The sequence below is a fragment of the Nocardia vulneris genome, from assembly GCF_001613425.1.
Taxonomy (GTDB): Bacteria; Actinomycetota; Actinomycetes; order Mycobacteriales; family Mycobacteriaceae; genus Nocardia; species Nocardia vulneris.
In genome coordinates, this window is the sequence record NZ_BDCI01000011.1 from 97,665 (window position 1) to 117,479 (window position 19,815).

Below are 19,815 nucleotides of genomic sequence, written 5' to 3' on the forward strand. Positions count from 1 at the left end.
CGGACACTAGAAGCCCGGCAGTGTCCCGCACATCAGGGAAAACCCGTACCCGGACCCGGGATTCGGCGCTGCCACCCGTGGTCCATCAGACGCACACCCCGGCGCCGGGGGACCTACGGCACGGTGCGTCTCGCCGAGGCGGCCAGGAAAAGTTCGGCCTGCCGGCCGTCTCCGGCTCCGAGCTGTCGCTCGATACCGACCGGCTGGCGCCGCGGCGGCGCACCGAGGGCGCGGATCGGGTGGGCAGCCAACGGGATTCGGCGACCGGCTCGGATGGTGTGCTCGGCGCGCCGGACCCGGACGGGAACGGCGCCCGGGCCGTGGTGTGCGTGGGGGATCAGTCGGCTGCGATCTCGCTGCGGTCGCCGCTCCACAGGGTGTGGTACTTGCCGGGCATATCGATGCGCTCGTAGGTGTGGGCGCCGAAGTAGTCCCGCTGGGCCTGGGTGAGGGCGGCGGGCAGGCGCTTGGCGCGCAGGCCGTCGTAGTACGCGAGCGAGGACGCGAAGGCCGGGACGGGGATGCCGAGTTGCACGGCCGCGGCCACCACCCGGCGCCAGCTGTCGATGGCGTTCTCGATGGCCGCCTGGAAGAACGGATCGAGAATAAGGCTGGGCAGCTGCGGGTTGGTGTCGTACGCGTCCTTGATCCGGTTGAGGAAGCGGGCGCGGATGATGCAGCCGCCGCGCCAGATGGTCGCGAGATCGCCGGGCCGCAGATTCCAGTCGTATTCGACGCTGGCGGCGGCGATCTGGTCGAAGCCCTGGGCGTAGGCCACCACCTTCGAGGCGTAGAGCGCGCGCTCGATGTCGGCGGTGAACTGCTCGGCGTCGGTGGGCTTGGCGGCCAGCTGTCCGGAGGCGAGGCCACCGGCGGCCGCGCGCTGCGCGGTGGCGCCGGACAGCGCGCGGGCGAACACGGCCTCGGCGATACCGGTCACCGGCACGCCGAGGTCCAGCGCCGCCTTGACGGTCCAGCGGCCGGTGCCCTTCTGTTCGGCGGCGTCGAGGATGACATCGACCAGCGGGGTGCCGGTCTTGGCGTCGGTCTGGTTCAGCACCTCGGCGGTGATCTCGACCAGGTAGCTCTCCAGCTCGCCCTGGTTCCAGCCGGTGAAGACGTCGGCGATCTGCTTGGCGTCGAAGCCGAGCGCGTCGCGCAGCAGGTGGTAGGCCTCGCCGATGAGCTGCATGTCGGCGTACTCGATGCCGTTGTGCACCATCTTCACGAAATGGCCCGAGCCGTCCGGCCCGATGTGGGTGCAGCACGGCGTCCCGTCGACCTGCGCGGCGATCGACTCCAGCAGCGGGCCGAGCGTCTCGTAGGACTCCTTCGGGCCGCCGGGCATGATGGCCGGGCCGTTCAGCGCGCCTTCTTCGCCGCCGGAGATGCCCGCGCCGACGAAGTGCAGGCCGCGCTCGCGCAGCGACTTCTCCCGGCGGATGGTGTCGGTGAACAGCGCGTTGCCGCCGTCGATGATGATGTCGCCCTCGTCCATCGCGGCCGCGAGTTCCTCGATCACCGCGTCGGTGGGGTCGCCGGCCTTGACCATGATCAGCACGCGGCGCGGCTTCTGCAGCGCGCCGACGAACTCCTCGATCGTCTCGGTGCGCACGAAATCGCCCTCGTCGCCGTGGGCCGCGAGCAGCGCGTCGGTCTTGGCGATGCTGCGGTTGTGCAGTGCCACGGTGTGTCCGTGACGGGCGAAGTTGCGCGCGATATTGCTTCCCATCACCGCGAGGCCGGTGACCCCGATGTGGGCGCGTGCGTTCGATCCCGCCGATGACGTCATGCTGTCTGGCCTTTCACTCGGCGCGGACCGGCCGCGCTCCACCGACTGTCGGCACCCGAGCGTCTGGCTTGCTCGTCGAATCCGCGGGCACACCGTAACCGCAGGTCGGCGGGGCCCGGTGGTTCGCTTGTGCCGCAAGAGAACCTGCCGTCCAACCTACATGGGCGGGCCGCTCGGCTCAGCGGTCGGCCCGGTTCGGATCCGCGCAGCTCACGACCACGCCCCGGCATAACATAGGATCATCCGATGCCGCTACGTCGCTGGGTAGTCGCCTGCATCGTGTTCGCCGCCGCCGCGCTGAGTGCCGGGTGCGGTGGCGCCGACGAGGCGAAACCGGTCAAGGTCGGGGTGCTGGTGATCACCATGTTCGATCCCGAGACCGAGCCGTGGTTGCAACGCGAATCGCTGCCGATCACCGTGAACCTGCCCACCGCGTACAAGCCGGTGCATTGCAACGCCGAGGGTCTGTGCGTCGCGCAGACCGGGCAGGGCAAGACCAATGCGGCGTCCACCATGATGGCGCTGCTGGACAGCCCGCAGCTCGATTTCGACGACGCCTATTTCCTCACCGTCGGCACCGCGGGCACCCCGCCGGATCAGGGCACGCTCGGCGGCGCGGCTTGGGCGCGCTGGGTGGTCGACTTCGATCTCGGCAATCATCTCGTGCCCGCGGAGGCACCGGAGCTGCCCTACGGGTACCGGCCCGTCGAGAACTACGACACCGCCGCCTTCCAGCTGAACGAGTCGTTGGTGGAGACGGCGTTCCGGCTGACCGAGCACGCCCCGCTCGCCGACAGCCCCGCGGCCGCCGCCGAGCGGGCGCAGTTCCCCGGTCAGGAGGGCCGCAAGCCCGCGGTGGTCAAGTGCGACACCATGACCGGCGACGACTGGTATTCCGGCAAGCAGCTCTCCGATACCGCGCGCTACATCATGGGCGTGCGCACCGAGGGGCGCGGCGTCTACTGCACGACGCAGATGGAGGACAACGCGACCGCGGCGGTGCTGCAGCGGCACGGCAAGCTGGATCGGTACCTGTCGCTGCGCACGGTGAGCAACTTCGATCAGCCCTATCCCGGTCAGAGCGTCATGGATCACATCCAGCAGCAGTCCGCGGGGTTCCGGCTGTCGCTGGACAACGGCTACACGCTCGGCCGGCTGGTGGTCGATCACCTGTTGCAGAACCCGCCGCAGCGCACGCGGTAGGGCAGTGCCGCGGCACCGATTCGGACCGGTGGTGTTGCTCGGTAAATTAAGTTAGGCTAACCTCAGACTTTGCGCCGGAGGTGGTGCACGTCGGCCCGATCGGCCGATGGATCTCCATGGAACGCAAGGGATGTCACACAAATGACGAAAATCGGCGCGCTCGCATGAACCGGGCGGCTCATCTCGAACGGATCGCCGAAGTGCTCGACGGCGAGGCGGGCGGCGCCAAGGTGCCGTACCCGATCGGCCTGCGCGAAGTGACCGTGCTCGACACCCGGATGATCGGTTCCGGGCTGCGCCGCCTGACCTTCGGCGGCCCCGAACTCGCCGGGTTCGAAAGTCACGCCCCCACCGAGCACGTCCGGTTGATCTACCCGGATCCCGACGGCGCGCTGCGCCTGCCCGAGCAGGTCGATCTCGCCCTGAAATGGCCGCGTCCGCTGCCGATTTCGCGCGAGTACACGGTGCGGCGCTATGACGCGGCGGCCGGTGAACTCGATATCGATTTCGCGCTGCATCCGGGCGGCCACGCGGCGGAGTGGGCCGCGGCGGCAACGCCCGGGACACGGGTGTACATCGCCGGCCCGCCCGGCGGACTGGTGGTGCCGTTCACCTACGACCGGTATCTGCTGGCCGGTGATATCACCGCGCTGCCCGCGATCGCCCGCTGGCTGGAGGCGTTGCCCGCCGACGCCGCGGGTTGGGCGTTCATCGAGGTGGTCGACGAGTCGGAACAGATCGAGCTGAGCGCGCCCGCGGGCGTCGAGGTGCACTGGCTGCACCGGGGCGAGGTCGCGCCGGGGTGCTCGGACCTGCTCGAGCGCGCGGTGCGCGGCGTCGCACTGCCGGCGGGCGAGCGGATCTACGCCTGGATCGCCGCCGAGGCGGGCGTGGTGCGGCCGCTGCGCCGCTGGGTACGAGAAGTGTTGCGCGCCAAGCCCGGTGACTCCGATGTCACGGCCTACTGGAAGCGCGGGCACGCGGACTTCGACGAGGACCACGAGGCCGACGCCGAATAACGGCCGTTGGTTTCGGCATTACCCGCCTGCTGTCCCGGTGTCGTGCGACGGCAGGCGTTGAACGTGTGTGGCTCGAGATTGAGGAATGGGTTGTGACGGATCTTCCGGCGGTGCACGGGCACGATGAATTCGCTTTGACCGGAGCGCAACTCGGGATCTGGAACGCTCAACGCCTCGACCCCGACACCCTCGGTTACCTGGTCGGTGAGGTGCTCGAGATCGCCGGACCGGAACCCATCGATCTGGACCTGCTGGACACCGCGATCCGCCGTACGATCGCCGAATCCGACACCATGCGTTTGCGGTTCAGCGACGGTGCGGACGGGCCGCGGCAGCGGATCACCGACGCCGCGGCACAGCTGCGCCCGACCGTGGATCTGCGCGGCGAGGCGGATCCGACCGCCGCCGCGCAGCACGCGGTCGAGGCGGAGCGGGTCCGGGCCGCGCGGGCCTGCCGGGGGATGGTCGACCGGCAGCTGTTCAACTACACCTTGCTGCGCCTGTCGGACAACGAGGTGTGGTGCATCCAGCTCTACCACCACCTGATCATCGACGGGTACAGCGCGGCCCTGGTCTCGCGCCGGGTGGCCGCCCACTACACCGCGCTGGTGCGCGGCACCGCCGTCGCGCCGGTGCGCTGGGGTTCGATGACGACGCTGGTCGCCGAGGACGCGGCGTACCAGGCCGGACCCGAGTTCGAACAGGATCGCGCGTACTGGCGCGACCTGCTCACCCCGTTGCCGTCGCTGGACGGGCGGGGCAGCCAACCGGACGGACCGGCGGAGCGCACGCATCAGGCGCGCGCCGTGCTCGACGCCGAGTTCATGGCCCGGGTCGGTGCGGTGGCCGAGGCGACCGGCACCACCTGGGCGGACGTATTGGTCGGCGGCTACGCGGGATTCGTGCACCGGCTGCTCGGCGAGACCGACGTGGTGATCGCGTTGCCCGTGATGGCTCGCGTCGGGCGCACCGCCCTGACCACACCGTCCATGGCGGTCAACGTGCTGCCGCTGCGGCTCGCGGTGTCCGGTCACGACGGGATCGGCGCGCTGAGCCGACGGGTCGCCGACGCCCTGCGCGGACTGCGGGCGCACCAGCGCTACCGCGGCGAGAACCTGGCTCGCGAGTTCGGCGCCGCGCAGACCGGCGCGCTGCTGCACGGTATCGGCATCAATCTCAAGGCTTTCGACGTCGCCCTCGATTTCGCCGGCGCCGTCGGCACGTTGCGGAATGTGGCCGGCGGTCCGCCCGAGGATCTCGGGCTCACCGTCACCCCGCTGTCCGGCGGACGGATCCAGCTCGGCTTCGAGGTCGACGCCCGCTCGGTCGACGCGGAGACGGTGCAGCGGCGGCTGGCCGGACTGGTCCGGATGATCGGCGAACTCACCGACGGACAGGATCGGACGATCGGACGGGTCGCGCCCTATCCGCAAGCGGACGCGGAGCGGATTCTCGCGGAGCGGGCGAGCGCGGCGCTGCCCGGTACGCCGGAAGACCTGTCCACGGCCTTCGATCGGATGGTCGCCGCGTACCCGGAGCGCGTCGTCCTGGTCGCGGGCGAAACCCGGCTCACCGCAGCCGATCTCGGCAGGCAGGTGCATCAGCTGGCGCGGTTCCTGCGCGGCAAGGGCGTCGGGCCCGACGACATCGTCGGCCTCGCGCTACCCAGAACGGCCGAGATCGTGGTGGCGATGCTCGCCGTGCAGCATGCGGGCGCGGCGCATCTGGTGCTCGATCCCGAGCACCCGACCGAGCGGCTGCGCGATATCGTCGACGACGCCCGCCCGGTGCAGGTGCTCGCGGTGGACGCCTTGGCCGAGGTGCTGGCCGGTGACGCCAGGCCGGCCCCGATCCGCTTGTCGGACAGTGCCGTTCGTGCACTGATCGACGGTGCGCCGGACGGTCCGCTGACCGCGGCGGAGCTGGCCGCGCCGCGCCACCCCGAACATCTGGCCTATGTGGTCTACACCTCCGGCTCCACCGGGCGTCCCAAGGGCGTCCTGGTTCGTTCCGGCGGCGCGGCGCATCTGCTGCACCATCATCGCTCGACCATCTACGCCGAGGCGGCGGATCGGGTGGGCGGCAGGCAGTTACACACCGCACACACCGCGTCCTTCGCGTTCGATGCCGCGCTCGATCAGCTGCTGTGGCTGCTGTGCGGGCATCGGGTGCACCTCTACGACGCCGAATTGCAGCGCGACGCCGCCGCGCAGGTGGCCGCGTTCGCCGCCGACCGGATCGACGTGGTCGACACCACGCCGTCGATGGCCGCCGCGTTGATCGACAACGGCATGCTCGGCGCGCGACATCGCCCGCAGCTGCTGCTCTTCGGCGGCGAGGCGGCCTCGCCCGCGCTGTGGGAGGCCATCGTCGCCTCGGGCGTGGCCGCGCGAAACATGTACGGCCCCACCGAAGCCACCGTCGACGCGCTGAGTGCGCCGGTATCCGGGTCCGTGCCGCACGTGGGCGGCCCGCTGGTCGGGACGAGTACCTATCTGCTCGACAGCGCATTGCAGCCCGTCCCGCACGGGGAGGTCGGCGAGTTGTACCTCGCCGGTCCGCAATTGGCGCGCGGATACCTCGGCCGCCAGGTCGTGACGGCCGAGCGGTTCGTCGCCGACCCGTTCGGCGCGCCCGGCGCGCGGATGTACCGCACCGGCGACCGCGCCCGGTGGCGCGCCGGCCTCGGCTACGAATTCCTGGGCCGCGGCGACAATCAGGTGAAGATCCGCGGCCACCGGGTCGAGTTGGGCGAGGTCGAGGCGATCCTCGGCGCGCTGCCCGGGGTGGCCGCCGCCGCGGCGGTGATCCGGAGCACCGCGGGCCTGGCTCAGCTGATCGGCTATCTCGTACCCGCGTCGGGACAGCGGCTCGACGGGGCCGACGAATTGCGGCACCGGCTCGCGAAAACCGTTCCCGACCATCTGGTTCCGTCCGTGCTCGTGGTGCTGGACGCGCTGCCGACCACCGTGAACGGCAAGCTGGATCGCGCGGCCCTGCCCGCGCCGCAACTGGTTTCGCGCGGACGCGCGCCGCGCACCGATCGTGAGCGCGCCGTATGCGCCGTGGTCGCCGAGGTGCTCGGCCGCCCGGCGGTGAGCGTCGACGACGAGTTCTTCGGGCTCGGCGGCGACAGCATCACGGCGATCAGCGTCAGCAGCCGGCTGCGCGCGCACGGCCTGCTCGTCCAGCCGAAAGCGATACTGGCGCAGGGCGATCTGGGCACCATCGCCGCGACCGCCGACCGGCTCGCCGACGAGCCGCGCACGGCGACCGACGACGAGCCGACCGGCACGGTCCCGCTGCCGCCGATCGTGCGCGCGTTGCTCGCCGCGAACCCGGACGAGGCGGCGATCGCCGGGTACGCCCAGTGGACCGTGCTCACCCTGCACGAGACGCTGGATTTCGCGGATCTGCGGACCGGGGTGCAGGCCATGCTCGACCGGCACGACGCGCTGCGTGCGGTGCTGGACACCGAAACGACGCCGCCGACGCTCACCATCGGTGCGCCGGGCTCGGTTCCGGCCGCGGATATTCTCAGCGAGCCGGCCGTCGAGGACGTTTCCCGGATACCGGACCTGGCACAGGATCTCGCCGATCAGCTGAGCCCGCGCGACGGCCGCTGCCTGCGCGTCGCGCTGGCCCGGACCCCGGCGGGCACACCGGATCGGCTGATCCTGGTGGCCAATCACCTTGCCGTCGACGGTGTTTCCTGGCGGATACTGCTGCCCGAACTGCATGCCGCGTGCCAGGCCGCGCGCGCGGGGCAACCCTTGCAGCTGGTGTCCAAGAGCAGTTCGTGGCGGCGCTACGCCACGATGCTGGCCGAGGCCGGTACGGCCGGAATCCATGCCGCGGAAGCGGAACACTGGCGGGCGGCGCTCGGTCGCGCGACGACGACCCCGCTGGGCGAACGGGCGCTGGATCCGCGCCGTGATCACGCGCGAAGCGCGGTGCGCAGCCGAACGCTCGCTGCTCCGGCACTCACCGAGGCCCTGCTCACCACGCTGCCCGCGGCGTATCGGGCCGGTGCCGACGATGTCCTGCTCGCCGCCCTGCTGCTTGCGGTGAACTCGTGGCGGCACAGCCGCGGCGACGCATTGGAGCCGGGCAGGCCGGTCACCGTCGAGGGCCATGGACGCGACCCCTTGGCGGCCGATACCGATTTCGCGGGCACCGTGGGCTGGTTCACCAGTGAGTACCCGGTCTGGGCGCCGGCCGACGGTATCGACACCGCGGCCGGACTGGCCGAGGCCCTCGCCGGTGGTGCGGCGGCGGGCCGGTTGCTGCGCGCGGTGAAGGAGGCCAAGCGCGCCGTGCCCGGTGGCGGCGTCGGTTACGGCGTGCTGCGCCACCTGGATCCGCGGACCGCGCCCGATCTCGCGCGCACACCCGCCCCTGAGCTGCTGCTGAACTACCTCGGCCGGTTCGCTGCCTCGCCTGGTACCGATTGGCAACTGCCGGAAGAAGATCCGTTCGCGGTGTGCGAGCCCGCGGGTAAGGCGCTGTCGGAGGTGCTGGCGCTCAACGCGTTCGTGCACGAGCAGGGCGCGCCCAGGCTCGCCGTGGAATGGACGGCGGCGGGGGAGGTGCTCGGCGCGGCGACCGTGACCGCCCTGCAAGAGCATTGGGAACTCGCGCTGGAGGCGTTCGCCGCGCACGCGGTGCTGTTCGAGGGTGGGCTGACGCCGTCGGACTGCCCCGAGGTCCCGGCCACGCAGGACGGCATCGACGAACTGGAAGCGCTGCACGGGCCGTTGGCCGCACTGCTGCCGCTCTCGCCGTTGCAAGAGGGTCTGCTGTTCCACGCGATCCGCGACGGCGCGGCCGACGTGTATACCTTGACCGCGCGGATCGATCTGACCGGGCCACTCGACGAACAGCGACTGGCGACGGCCTTCGACGCGGTACTCGCCCGGCACCCCAATCTCGGTGCGGCATTCCACTACACCGCGCTGGACCGGCCCGTGCAGGCTATTCCCCGGACACTGCGCATGCCGTGGCGCTACGCCGACCTGTCCGCACTGCCCGTGCGGGCCGCGGTCGCCGCCGCGGACCGGCTCGAAACCGAAGCGGCCGCACATCATTTCCTGGTCGATCGCGCGCCACTATTGCGCGCCTTGCTGATTCACCTGCCGGACGCGCAGCACCGGTTGGTGCTCAACGCGCACCATCTGCTCACCGACGGCTGGTCCACCCCGATCGTGCTGCGTGAGCTGCTCGCGCTCTACCACCGCGCCGAACTGCCCGCCCCCGCCGCGTACCGCGACTACCTGGCGTGGATCGCCCAACAGGACCGTGACGCGGTGCGCGACGCGTGGGCGGCCAGGCTGGCGGGTCTGGCCGCGCCGAGTCTGCTGTCCACGACATCGACCGGCGCACAAGACTTCCGGCAGGTGCGGGTTCCGCTGTCCGAAGAGCAGGCCGCCGCGCTGGTCGCGCTGGGCCGCCGCCGCGGGTTGACGCTGAACACCCTGGTGCAGGGCACCTGGGCGGTCGTGCTGGCCGAACTCACCGAGCAGGCCGACGTCGTCTTCGGCGCGACCGTATCCGGTCGTCCGGCCGAGCTGCCCGGTGTCGAAGCCATGGTCGGCCTGTTCACCAACACCATTCCGGTGCGGTGCACCCTCGCGCCGGAGCGGTCGCTGCTCGACCTGTTCGCCGAACTGCAGGAAACACAGTTCGCCATGCAGGAATTCGAGCAGGCGGGCCTGGCCGAGATCGAGCGCGCCGCCGGGCTGGGCCAGCTGTTCAACACCCTGGTGGTGTTCGAGAACTTCCCGAACTCCGGTGCGCAACAGCCGGAATCGCACGAGCTGCGGATAACCGGCTTCCACAATCACGGACTCACGCACTACCCGGTCACGCTGCTCGCCCCACCCGGCGATCGGTTGGAGCTGGTGGTCTACCACGACCGGGCCGCCGTCGCGGACGAGACGGTCGGCCGGATCATCGATCGGATCGCGCAGGTGTTGTGCACCGTGGTCGAGGCCGAGGACACGCGTACGGGCGAACTGCTCGACATGTCCGGCTGGGTGACGCCGACCGCGCCGGTCCGGACACCGGATCGTCCGCTGGTGATCGACAGCCCCGGTATCGCCGATGATGCGGTGCTGGCGGCGATCCGCGAGGGCGCGGCCGGAGTACTCGAGCTCGCCTCGATCGGTCCCGACGACGACTTCTTCGCGCTGGGCGGGCACTCGCTGACGGCCATGCGCCTGGTGGGCAGGCTGCGCAGGCTGGGCGTCCGGGTCGCGATCACCGATGTGTTCGACGCGCCGACGGCGCGCACCCTCGCGACGCGGGCGCAGATCGATCAGCGGCGCTTCGGGCAGCGCGCGGTCGCCACGGACGGTGAAGTAGTAACGGCCCCAACGGAGTTCACGCCCGCAGTGCTCGATCGGGTGGGCACCGGCGCGCCGTTGTCGCCCGCGCAGGAACGCCTGTGGTTCCTGCACCGGCTGGAAGGACCGTCCACCACCTACGACGTGCCGGTGGTCGTCCGGCTGCGCGGTGCGCTCGACAACGACGCGCTCGCCGCCGCCTGGCGCGACGTGCTGGCGCGACATCCGGTGCTGCGCACCACCTATCCGCAGGACGCGGCCGGATCCGCCACGCTGCACCTGCTCGCGGCCGCCGACGCGGCGGGACTGGACTGGCACGCGATCGGGACCGAGGGCCTCGACGCGGCCATCGCGGCATGCCTGACCCAGCCCGTGGACATCACCGCCGCGGCGCCGGCGCGGGCCACGCTGCTCGAGATCGCGCCCGACGACCACGTGCTGGTCCTCGTGGTGCACCACATCGCCTTCGACGCCACCTCGCTGCGTCCCCTGTTCGACGATCTGGACACCGCGTATCGAGCGCGGGTGAAAGACGAAGCGCCCCAGTGGTCTCCGGCAGGTACGGACTATCGCGAGTACGCGGCGCGCGAGCGTCGCCGACAGCAGCAGGACGCCTATGCCGGGCAACTGGCGTACTGGCGCGACACCCTCGCGGGTCTGCCCGCCGAGCTGGAGCTGCCGTTCGACCGGCCGCGCCCGGCGCGGGCCGCGTACCGCGGGCACACCGTGCTCCGGCCGTTGCCCGCCGGGCTGCGCGCGGCGATCACCGAACTGTGCGGCGCGTACGGTGTCAGCCCGCTGATGGTGTTGCAGGCGGCGGTGGCCACCACCTGGTCGGCTTTCGGCGCCGGGCGCGATATACCGCTGGGCAGCACGGTGTCGCATCGCGACAGCGTGCTGGACGACGACGCGGGCGAATTCGGTGACACCGTAGGGTATTTCGTCAACACGCTGGTCGTCCGCTGCGATCTGACCGGCCGTCCGAGTTTCGCGGAGCTGCTCGGCCGGGTGCGGGTCGCCGCGCTGGACGCGCTGGCGCACCAGGACGCGCCCTTCGAGCGGGTGGTCGACGCCGTGGCTCCGCCGCGTTCGCTGGCCCGGCATCCGCTCTTCCAGACCATGGTCGCCTACGAACCGGCGGCCCCCGCCCCGCAGCTCGGCGGGCTCGTGGTCGAGCCGGTACCCCCGGTCACCACCGCCGCGCGTTTCGATACGGCGGTGTGGCTGGCCGATGCCGGCGCACCGGACGAGGCGAACCTGCGCCTGGTGGTCGACGCCGACCTGTTCGACCCCGCGACCGCGGACGCGCTCGTCGACGGCTTGATCGCCGTGCTCGAGCGGGTCGTGCCCGAGCCGACCGCGGGCATCTTCGAAACCGCCCTGGCCGCAACCGATCCGGCGCGCGATCCGGCGCGGCGCTCGACCACGCCGCCCGGCGTGGCGGTGCGCTTCGCGGACCAGGTGCGGGCGACCCCCGACGCGGTCGCCGTGGTCTGTGGCGCGGACTCGATCACCTATGCCGAACTCGACACGCGGACAGCGGATCTCGCCGCGCGGCTGCTGGCCGCGGGTGCGCGGCCGGAGCAGGTGGTCGGCGTCGCGCTGGCCCGCTCGACGGATCTGATCGCCGGACTGCTCGCCGTGCTGCGCCTCGGCGCCGCCTACCTGCCGCTCGACGTCGACTACCCGGCGGACCGTCTCGCGTACATGCTCGCGGACGCGACCCCGGTGTGCGTGCTGACCAGTTCCGAGCTCGCCGATCGGCTGCCCGCGGGCGGGCCGCCCACGGTGCTGGCCGACGCTGCGGCACAACCGGATCCGGTCGTGCTACCGCAGCCGCGGCCGGCCGACGAGCGCTTGGCCTACGTGATCCACACCTCCGGCTCGACCGGAAAGCCCAAGGGCGTCATGGTGACCACGGCGAATCTCGCGGCGTTCGCCGAGACCGTCGGCGGGGCGGGCTGGATCGGCCGTGGTGACCGGATCGTGGCCGTGACGACGGTGTCCTTCGATATCGCCGTCCTGGAATTGCTGCTGCCGTTGACCGTCGGCGCGACCGTGGTGCTCGCCGATCGGGCCACCGTCCGGGACCCGGACGCGTTGCACGCCTTGATCGCCGACAGCGCCGCGACACTCGTGCAGGCGACGCCCTCGCTGTGGCGCGTACTGGTCGAACACGAGGACGCGCCGCAGCTGGCCGCAGTGCGCGCGCTGGTGGGCGGCGAGGCGTTGCCCGCGGATCTCGCGGTGGCGCTGGTCGCCACTTGCCGGTCGGTGCGGAATGTGTACGGGCCCACCGAGGCGACCGTGTGGGCGACGGCGCGCGACCTGTGCGACGGCGAACAGGTCACCATCGGCGCACCGTGGACCGATGTGCACACCCGAGTGCTGGACGAGCATCTGCGCCCGGTACCGCCGGGCGTGGCGGGCGAGCTGTATCTCGGTGGCGCGCAAGTGGTTCGCGGCTACCTCGGCAAGCCGGAACTGACCGCCGCGCGCTTCGTGCCGGATCCGGACCTGCCCGGCCGGCGGTTGTACCGCACCGGTGATCTGGTCCGGCAGCGCGCCGGACGGCTGGAATACCTGCGCCGCAGCGACGATCAGGTGAAGGTGCGCGGCTTCCGGATCGAGCTGGGCGACGTCGAGTCCGCGCTGCGGGCGGTCGCCGGGGTCGCGCGGGCGGCGGCCACGGTCCGCGCGGACAGCGCGGGCACCGGCAGGCTCTTCGGCTACGTCGTCGCGTCGCCGGGCGGCACGCTCGACTCGGCGGCGGTCCGCGCCGCCGTCGCGGGCATTCTCCCCGAATACATGGTGCCGCAGGCGATCGCGGTGCTGGATGCGTTGCCGTTGACGCTCAACGGCAAGGTGGATCGCGCTGCGCTGCCCGAGCCGACCCGGACCGACACCGCGCGTCGCGCGCCGAGCACCGCCGCCGAGCGGACGCTGTGCGGGCTGGCGGGTGAGGTGCTGGGCATCGCCGCGCCGGGCCCGGACGACGCCTTCTTCGCGCTCGGCGGCGACAGCATCTCCTCGGTGCGGCTGGTGACCGGGGCCCGGCGGCACGGCTTGGTGCTCAGCGTCGCGGACGTGTTCGAACACCCGACCCTGGGCGAGCTGGCCGCGGCCGCGACGCCGGCGGACACCGCGGCCGCACCCGTCGCCGCGGCGGAACTCGTCACGGTGGACGCCGACCAGCGCGCCCGCCTGGACGCGCTGTGCCCGGCGTGGCAGGAGGTGCTGCCGCTGGGACCGTTGCAGGAGGGCATGTACTTCCAGTCCGTGGTCGATCGGGCCGCAGGATCGGACGCGTACCACATGCAGGTGAGCTTCGTGTTCGAGGCCGCCCGGCCCGCCCGCGCCGACCTGTTGCGCCGCGCCCTCGACGCGGTGCTGCGCAGGCACGCCAACCTGCGGGCCGGATTCACCCACGCGGGCTTCGGCGCTCCGGTGCAGTTCATTCCGGATACGTGGGAAACACCGTGCCGGGAAGTCGATCTGAGCACGACCGACGACGCCGCGGCCGCCGTGGCGGCGCTGGCGGACGAGGAATACCGCACGCCTTTCGATTTCGGCGCACCGCCGCTGATCCGACTGGTGCTGCTGCGTTTGCCGGACGGCACCAGCCGCACCGTCTTCACGCTGCATCACCTGCTGATCGACGGCTGGTCGCTGGCCCTGCTGTTCACCGAACTGTTCACCCTCTACGAGCGGGCCGAAACCAGCACCGCCGCAGACCTCGACGCGGCGCTCGAACCTGCCGCCGACTTCCGCGACCAGCTGCGCTGGCTGGCGGGTCTGGATCACGGTGCCTCGGAAAAGGCTTGGCACGCCTATCTTTCCGAGCTGCGGCAGCCGACCCTCGTCGGCACCGGGGCCACGGACCGGTCGCCGCTGCCGGGCCGGTCCCGGATCGAACTGAGCGCGGCGACCTCCACGGCGCTGCGCGCGCTGGCCGGGCACGGCCAGGTCACCCTGTCCACGGTGGTCTCCACCGCGTGGGGACTGGCGCTGCGCGCGAGCACCGGGCTCGACGATGTGGTGTTCGGATCGACGGTCTCCGCGCGCTCGCCCGAGGTGCCGGGCGCGGAACGGATGATCGGGTTGGTGCTCAACACCATTCCGGTGCGCGTCCAGGTGCGCCCGGGGGAGCCGCTGCTGGAACTGCTGCGCCGGATGCTGCGCGAGCAGGGTGGTCTCGTCGCGCATCAGCAGCTCGGCCTGGGTCGCATCCAGCGCGCGGCCGGATACCCGACGCTGTTCGACACGCTCTACGTCTTCCGCAACCTGCCGCGCGACGAGAGCGGCGCCGCAGACGTTTTCGCGCGCACCGGCGTGGTCGGCCGCGAAGCGGTGGACAGCACGCACTACGCCTTGACTCTCGATGTCGATCCGGGTGCGGGGTCGGATCCGCTGCGGATCACCCTCGAACACCGGGCCGATCTGATCCCGGACGGGCTGGCCGAGCAGATGCTGGCGCGCCTGGTCGCCATCCTCGAACAGCTCGCGGCACCGGACACCGCAGCGGGCCGCACGGTGGTCGCGGACACCGCGGTGCCGGTCGCCGCCGCGCCGGAGTTCACGCCGGAGCGGGTGCACGTGCCGCTGCCCGGGCAGCCCGGCGGGAGCGTCGACGCGCTGCTGCGGGAACGGGCCGCCGCGACCCCGGACGCCGTCGCGCTGGTGTGCGGACCGGTCGCGCTGACCGCGCGAGAGCTGAACGATCGGGTCGACCGGATGGCTCGGTTGCTGGCGAGCCGCGGGGTGGGGATCACCGACGTGGTCGCGCTCGCGCTGCCGCGCATCGCCGACCACGTGGTGGCGATCTTCGCGGTCATGCGCACCGGGGCGGCGTATCTGCCCCTGGACCTGACCCACCCGCCCGCCCGGCTGCGTGAGCTGCTCGCCGACAGTGCGGCCTCGGCCCTGATCAGCACGGGCGTCCATCGGGCGAGCGTGATCGAGGGCGACGGCGGACCGCGGGTGCAGTTGCTCATCGATCAGCCCGAGGTGGCGCGCGTGCTCGACGGTGCCGTGCCGCCGCCCGCGGTGCCCGAGGTCGCGGTGGCCGGGCCGAGCTGTGCCGATCAACCGGCCTACGTCATCTACACGTCCGGTTCGACCGGTCGCCCGAAGGGCGTGGTGATCGGTCATCGCGGTCTGACCACGATGTACCACAACCACCTCGACGAGATCTTCGGCCCGACCGACCGCCGCGCGAACCGGGGCAGGCTGCGCGTGGCGCACACCGTCTCGTTCTCCTTCGACATGTCGTGGGAGGAACTGTTCTGGTTGCTCGCCGGGCACGAGGTGCACGTCATCGACGAGCAGGCGCGCCTGGAGCCCGCCGCGCTGGTCGCGCACTACGAGGACGTCGGCATCGACGCGGTCAACGTGACGCCCTCCTACGCACGGGAATTGCTCGCGGCCGGTCTGCTCACCGGCGCGCATGTGCCTGCCCTGGTGCTGCTCGGCGGTGAGGCGGTGCCGCCGGATCTGTGGACGCTGCTGCGCGAACATCCCGTCGCCACCGGTTACGACCTGTACGGGCCGACCGAGTTCACCATCAACGCGCTCGGCTCGCCGGTATCCGGCAGTGCCACACCCTGTTTGGGTCGCCCGGTGCGCAATGCCAAGGTGCGGGTGCTCGATTCGGGTCTGGCCGAGGTGCCGGTCGGCGCGCAAGGCGAGCTGTATCTGTCCGGTGACGGCATCGCGATCGGCTACCGGGATCGGGCGGGCTTGACCGCGGGCACGTTCGTCGCGGATCCGTTCGCCCCCGACGGCGGCCGGATGTACCGGACCGGAGACCTGGTGCGCCGCAGGGCCGATGGGGAGCTGGAGTACCTGGGCCGGGTCGATCATCAGGTGAAGATCCGCGGCGTGCGCATCGAGCTGGCCGAGGTGGAGACCGCGCTGGCCGCGCTGCCCGGCGTCCGGCGGGCCGCCGCGACGGTCCGCGCCGACTCCGCGGGCACCGCACGACTGTTCGGCTACGTGGTGCTCGACGCGGGCTGTGCCCCTCGTGATCTGCGCCCGGAAGTGCGGGCCAAGGTGCCCGCCGCGCTGGTGCCCGCCGAGATCGTGGTGATCGACGCGATCCCGTTGACGCCCAACGGAAAGCTGGATCGCGCGGCACTGCCGCAACCGGAGCGCCGCACGGTGCGCCGGGCGCCGGAGACGGCCCGGGAGCGGGCGGTCTGCGCGGTGTTCGAGCAGGTGCTCGAGCTCGCCGAGGTGGATATCGAAGACAGTTTCTTCGACCTCGGCGGCGATTCGCTGCGCGCGATGCGGCTGCTCGGCGCGCTGGATCGCGCACTGGGCGTGACCATTTCGCTCGGCACGCTGACGGCCCGGCCGACGGTGGCGGAACTGGCCGCACACCTGGACCGCACCCAGGGCGCCGCGGCCGAGCCGGAGTCGTCGGCCCCGGGCCGGGAACATGTGCTCGTGCTGCGTGCGGGCGGCGCCGCGCCGCCGCTGTTCTGCGTGCACCCGGCCGGTGGATTCGCCTGGCAGTTCCTGCCGTTGGCGGCTCGATTGTCCGCGGGACGGCCGGTGTTCGGGTTGCAACTGCCCACGCTGAGCGGCGCGGCGCCGGCCGCCTCGTCGATCGACGAGCTGGCCGCGCAGTACGTCGCCACCGTGCGCTCGCAGCAGCCGAGCGGGCCGTACCACCTGCTCGGCTACTCGTTCGGTGGAAATGTGGTGCACGCCATGGCAGCCCAGCTCAGTGCGGCAGGCGAGGAGATCGCCTTCGCGGGACTGATCGATGCCGCACCGCTCGGCCGTCGGGCGGGGGCCGAACACGACATCGACTCGGATGTCACCGAATTGCTGACCGTGCTCGCACCGGAGATCGGCAGCGCGGACCCGCACCTGCACGAGGCGCTGCGCGCCGGTTTCACCGAATGCGTACGACTGCTGGCGGTGTCGGCGGTTCCGGACTACGCCGGCCCGCTGACGCTGTTCACCGCCGATCGCCCGCGTGATGCCGTCGCCTCGCCGGGTGCGGAACTGGCCGCGGGCTGGCGTGCACTCGGGCTCGACCCCGTCGTGCACCATCTGCCCTTCGACCACGCCGGGCTCGTCACCGCGGCGGGCTGGGCCGAGCTCACGCCGTTGATCGAGCGCGAGCTGGAGATGAAAGTTCGTTCAACACAAGGAGACCGATGAAGTCGACCCGAACGTCCGGCCGCGCCGGACGCATGCGGCGGGCAGTCGCCCTGCTCGGCGGACTGACCATGGCGCTGGGCCTCGTGGTCGGATGCTCGTCGTCCGAGGACACCGCGGCCGGCGAGCACACCAGGACGATCACCACCGATCGCGGCGCGGTCACCGTGCCGCACGAGGCGCAGCGCATCGTGGTGCTCAGCGGCAGCCTGGCCGACTACCTGTACGCGCTCGACGCGCCGGTGGTGGCCACCGACACCCGGGTCATCGGCATCACCAACCTCGACGGCGGCTTCCCGCCGCAGTGGGCGGACAAGGCAAAGGCTCAGGGCACCAAGCAGTTACCGGCCGGCGCGGAACTGAACATCGAGGCCGTCGCCGACGCGAATCCGGACCTGATCATCGGTGGCGGGCAGGGCATCACCGCGGTGCAGGCGGGCGAGCTCTACGACAAGCTCACCGCGATCGCGCCGACCGTGCTGGTGCCCACCAAGGTGACCGACTGGCAGGAGCAGCTGCGGATGGTCGCGGACGCGTCCGGCCGGGCCGACCGGGTGCCCGCGCTGCTGAGCGCCTACCGGGACAAAGCCGCGCAGGTGAAAGCGGCCGGCAAGGTGCCGACCGGCAAGGTGGTCTACCTGCTCTCGGTCGCCAACAAGGAACCGTTCGTGGTGCCGCAGACCGCGGCGCTGCCCAGCCAATTGGGTGAACTGGGTTTCGTCGCCGACGATGTGCTGACCAAGGCCGGGAACCCGGCACTGTACGGCTCCGGTGACTCCTTCCAGGTCAGCCTCGAACTGCTGGACAAGGTCGCCGACGCGCCGGTGGCCATCGTGATCCCGGTGGGCGGGCCGAGCGCGGCCGAGCTGGGCCAGAACCCGCTGTACGCGCGGCTGCCCGCGTTCCGCGACGGCAAGGTCTACGAGCTGCCCGCGACCAGCTACCGCCCCGACTACCACGGCGCGCTGACCACGCTCGACACCATCGCGAAAACCTTCGGATGAGCGTGCTGCGTCGCCTCGTCATCGATATCTCGCCGCTGCGCGACAGCAAGGCGTTCCGCTATGTCTTCGCGGCGCGGCTGATCTCGCTGCTCGGCATCGGGCTGCTCATGGTGGCCCTGCCGGTGCAGGTCTATCAGCTCACCGGGTCGAGCCTGCACGTCGCGGGCGTCTCGGTGGTGACCGCGGTCGCGATGTTCGCGGGCAGTCTGTCCGGCGGTGTGCTGGCCGACCGGCACGATCGCCGGCGCACCATTCAGCTGGCGCGTTCGCTGGCCGGCGTCGGGTTCCTCATCCTCGGCGTGAACGCGCTGCTGGATCATCCACTGCTGTGGGTGATCTACGGCGCCGCGGTGCTGGACGGCGTGGCGGGCGGGGTGAGCAGTTCGGCGCTGATGGCCCTGACGCCGGCGCTGGTCGGCAGGCACCGGCTGGCGGCGGCGGGCGCGCTGATGACGCTCACCACGGAGCTGGGCACCGTCGTCACGCCCGGCCTCGCGGGCGTGATCATCGCTGCCAGCGGGGTTTCGGTGACCTACTTCGTCGCGGCGGCCGCCACGGCGCTCACCGTCACGCTGTTCCAAGAGGTGGGCGCGCATCCGCCGAGCGGCTCGGTGCACGAGCCGCCGTTGCGGGCGCTGCTGACCGGCCTGCGGTTCGCGCTCGGTCACCAGATCGTGCGCGGCACCCTGCTGGTCGGGCTGGCCGTGATGCTGGTCAGCGGTCCGCTGGTGCTGCTGCCCGCGTACGCGGACACGGTGCTGGGCGCGGGCCCGGCCGTGCTCGGCTGGCTGTACGGCGCACCGGCGGCCGGTGCGCTGGTCGGACTGTTCACCAGCGGCTGGACCGGGCGGGTGCACCGCAACGGGCGGGCCCTGCTCGCCTCGGTGGTGCTGCTGCCCGTCGCGCTGATCGTGGTGGGCGTCGGCGGCACCGCGGTTTTCGCGGTGCTCGGCCTGGCCGGCTTCGGCCTGGGGCGCGCGGTGAACGACACCTTCCGCTTCGCGGTGCTGCAACAGCACACACCCGACGACCTGCGTGGCCGGGTGTCGAGTCTGTGGCTGGTGCAGGCGGTTTCGGGCACCGCCGTCGGTTCGCTGGTGGCCGGCGTGCTCGGTCAGTACTTCGCCCCCGACACCGCGCTGCTCGTCTACGGCTGCGGCGCGGCGGTATTCGGGCTGCTGCTGTGTGTGGTCTCGCGTCCGGTCTGGCTGGCTACCTCGGCGGCCGACCGGCAGGCGGCCGAGCACCGTTAGGACCGGTGCGGCCCGTCGAGGCGAGTCCTG

General features: G+C 71.7%; 6 protein-coding genes. 5 read left to right on the forward strand and 1 reads right to left on the reverse strand.

Translation table 11 applies throughout. The features are described 5' to 3' along the window. Window positions 1-337: 337 nt before the first annotated feature. Complete coding sequence (gene gnd / locus NVU01S_RS14800) at window positions 338-1,792, reverse strand: NADP-dependent phosphogluconate dehydrogenase (protein WP_043677114.1); 1,455 nt, start codon at window positions 1,790-1,792, stop codon at window positions 338-340. A 246-nt stretch (window positions 1,793-2,038) separates the two neighbouring features. Between gnd and NVU01S_RS14805 the strand changes: the two genes are divergently transcribed. The 5 genes from NVU01S_RS14805 (at window position 2,039) to entS (ending at window position 19,785) form a co-directional block, all read left to right on the forward strand. After that, complete coding sequence (locus tag NVU01S_RS14805) at window positions 2,039-2,995, forward strand: purine-nucleoside phosphorylase (RefSeq protein WP_043677117.1); 957 nt, start codon at window positions 2,039-2,041, stop codon at window positions 2,993-2,995. A 164-nt stretch (window positions 2,996-3,159) separates the two neighbouring features. Further along, entirely contained in the window at window positions 3,160-4,014 is an 855-nt protein-coding gene (locus NVU01S_RS14810; protein WP_043677119.1) for a siderophore-interacting protein, read from the forward strand. A 92-nt stretch (window positions 4,015-4,106) separates the two neighbouring features. Beyond that, window positions 4,107-17,531 carry a non-ribosomal peptide synthetase gene (locus NVU01S_RS14815; RefSeq protein ID WP_052281041.1) on the forward strand — a complete coding sequence of 4,475 codons (13,425 nt, stop codon included), beginning with the start codon at window positions 4,107-4,109 and terminating at the stop codon, window positions 17,529-17,531. After that, window positions 17,528-18,532 carry a Fe2+-enterobactin ABC transporter substrate-binding protein gene (locus NVU01S_RS14820; protein WP_043677123.1) on the forward strand — a complete coding sequence of 335 codons (1,005 nt, stop codon included), beginning with the start codon at window positions 17,528-17,530 and terminating at the stop codon, window positions 18,530-18,532. The genes NVU01S_RS14815 and NVU01S_RS14820 overlap by 4 nt, the downstream gene beginning before the upstream one ends. Further along, entirely contained in the window at window positions 18,529-19,785 is a 1,257-nt protein-coding gene (entS, locus tag NVU01S_RS14825) for an enterobactin transporter EntS (protein ID WP_043677126.1), read from the forward strand. The genes NVU01S_RS14820 and entS overlap by 4 nt, the downstream gene beginning before the upstream one ends. Window positions 19,786-19,815: the final 30 nt, after the last annotated feature.

Coding starts and splice junctions, on each gene's coding strand:
- gnd (WP_043677114.1), bottom strand. CDS start 1,792: ATGACGTCATCGGCGGGATCGAACGCACGCGCCCACATCGGGGTCACC.
- NVU01S_RS14805 (WP_043677117.1), top strand. CDS start 2,039: ATGCCGCTACGTCGCTGGGTAGTCGCCTGCATCGTGTTCGCCGCCGCC.
- NVU01S_RS14810 (WP_043677119.1), top strand. CDS start 3,160: ATGAACCGGGCGGCTCATCTCGAACGGATCGCCGAAGTGCTCGACGGC.
- NVU01S_RS14820 (WP_043677123.1), top strand. CDS start 17,528: ATGAAGTCGACCCGAACGTCCGGCCGCGCCGGACGCATGCGGCGGGCA.
- entS (WP_043677126.1), top strand. CDS start 18,529: ATGAGCGTGCTGCGTCGCCTCGTCATCGATATCTCGCCGCTGCGCGAC.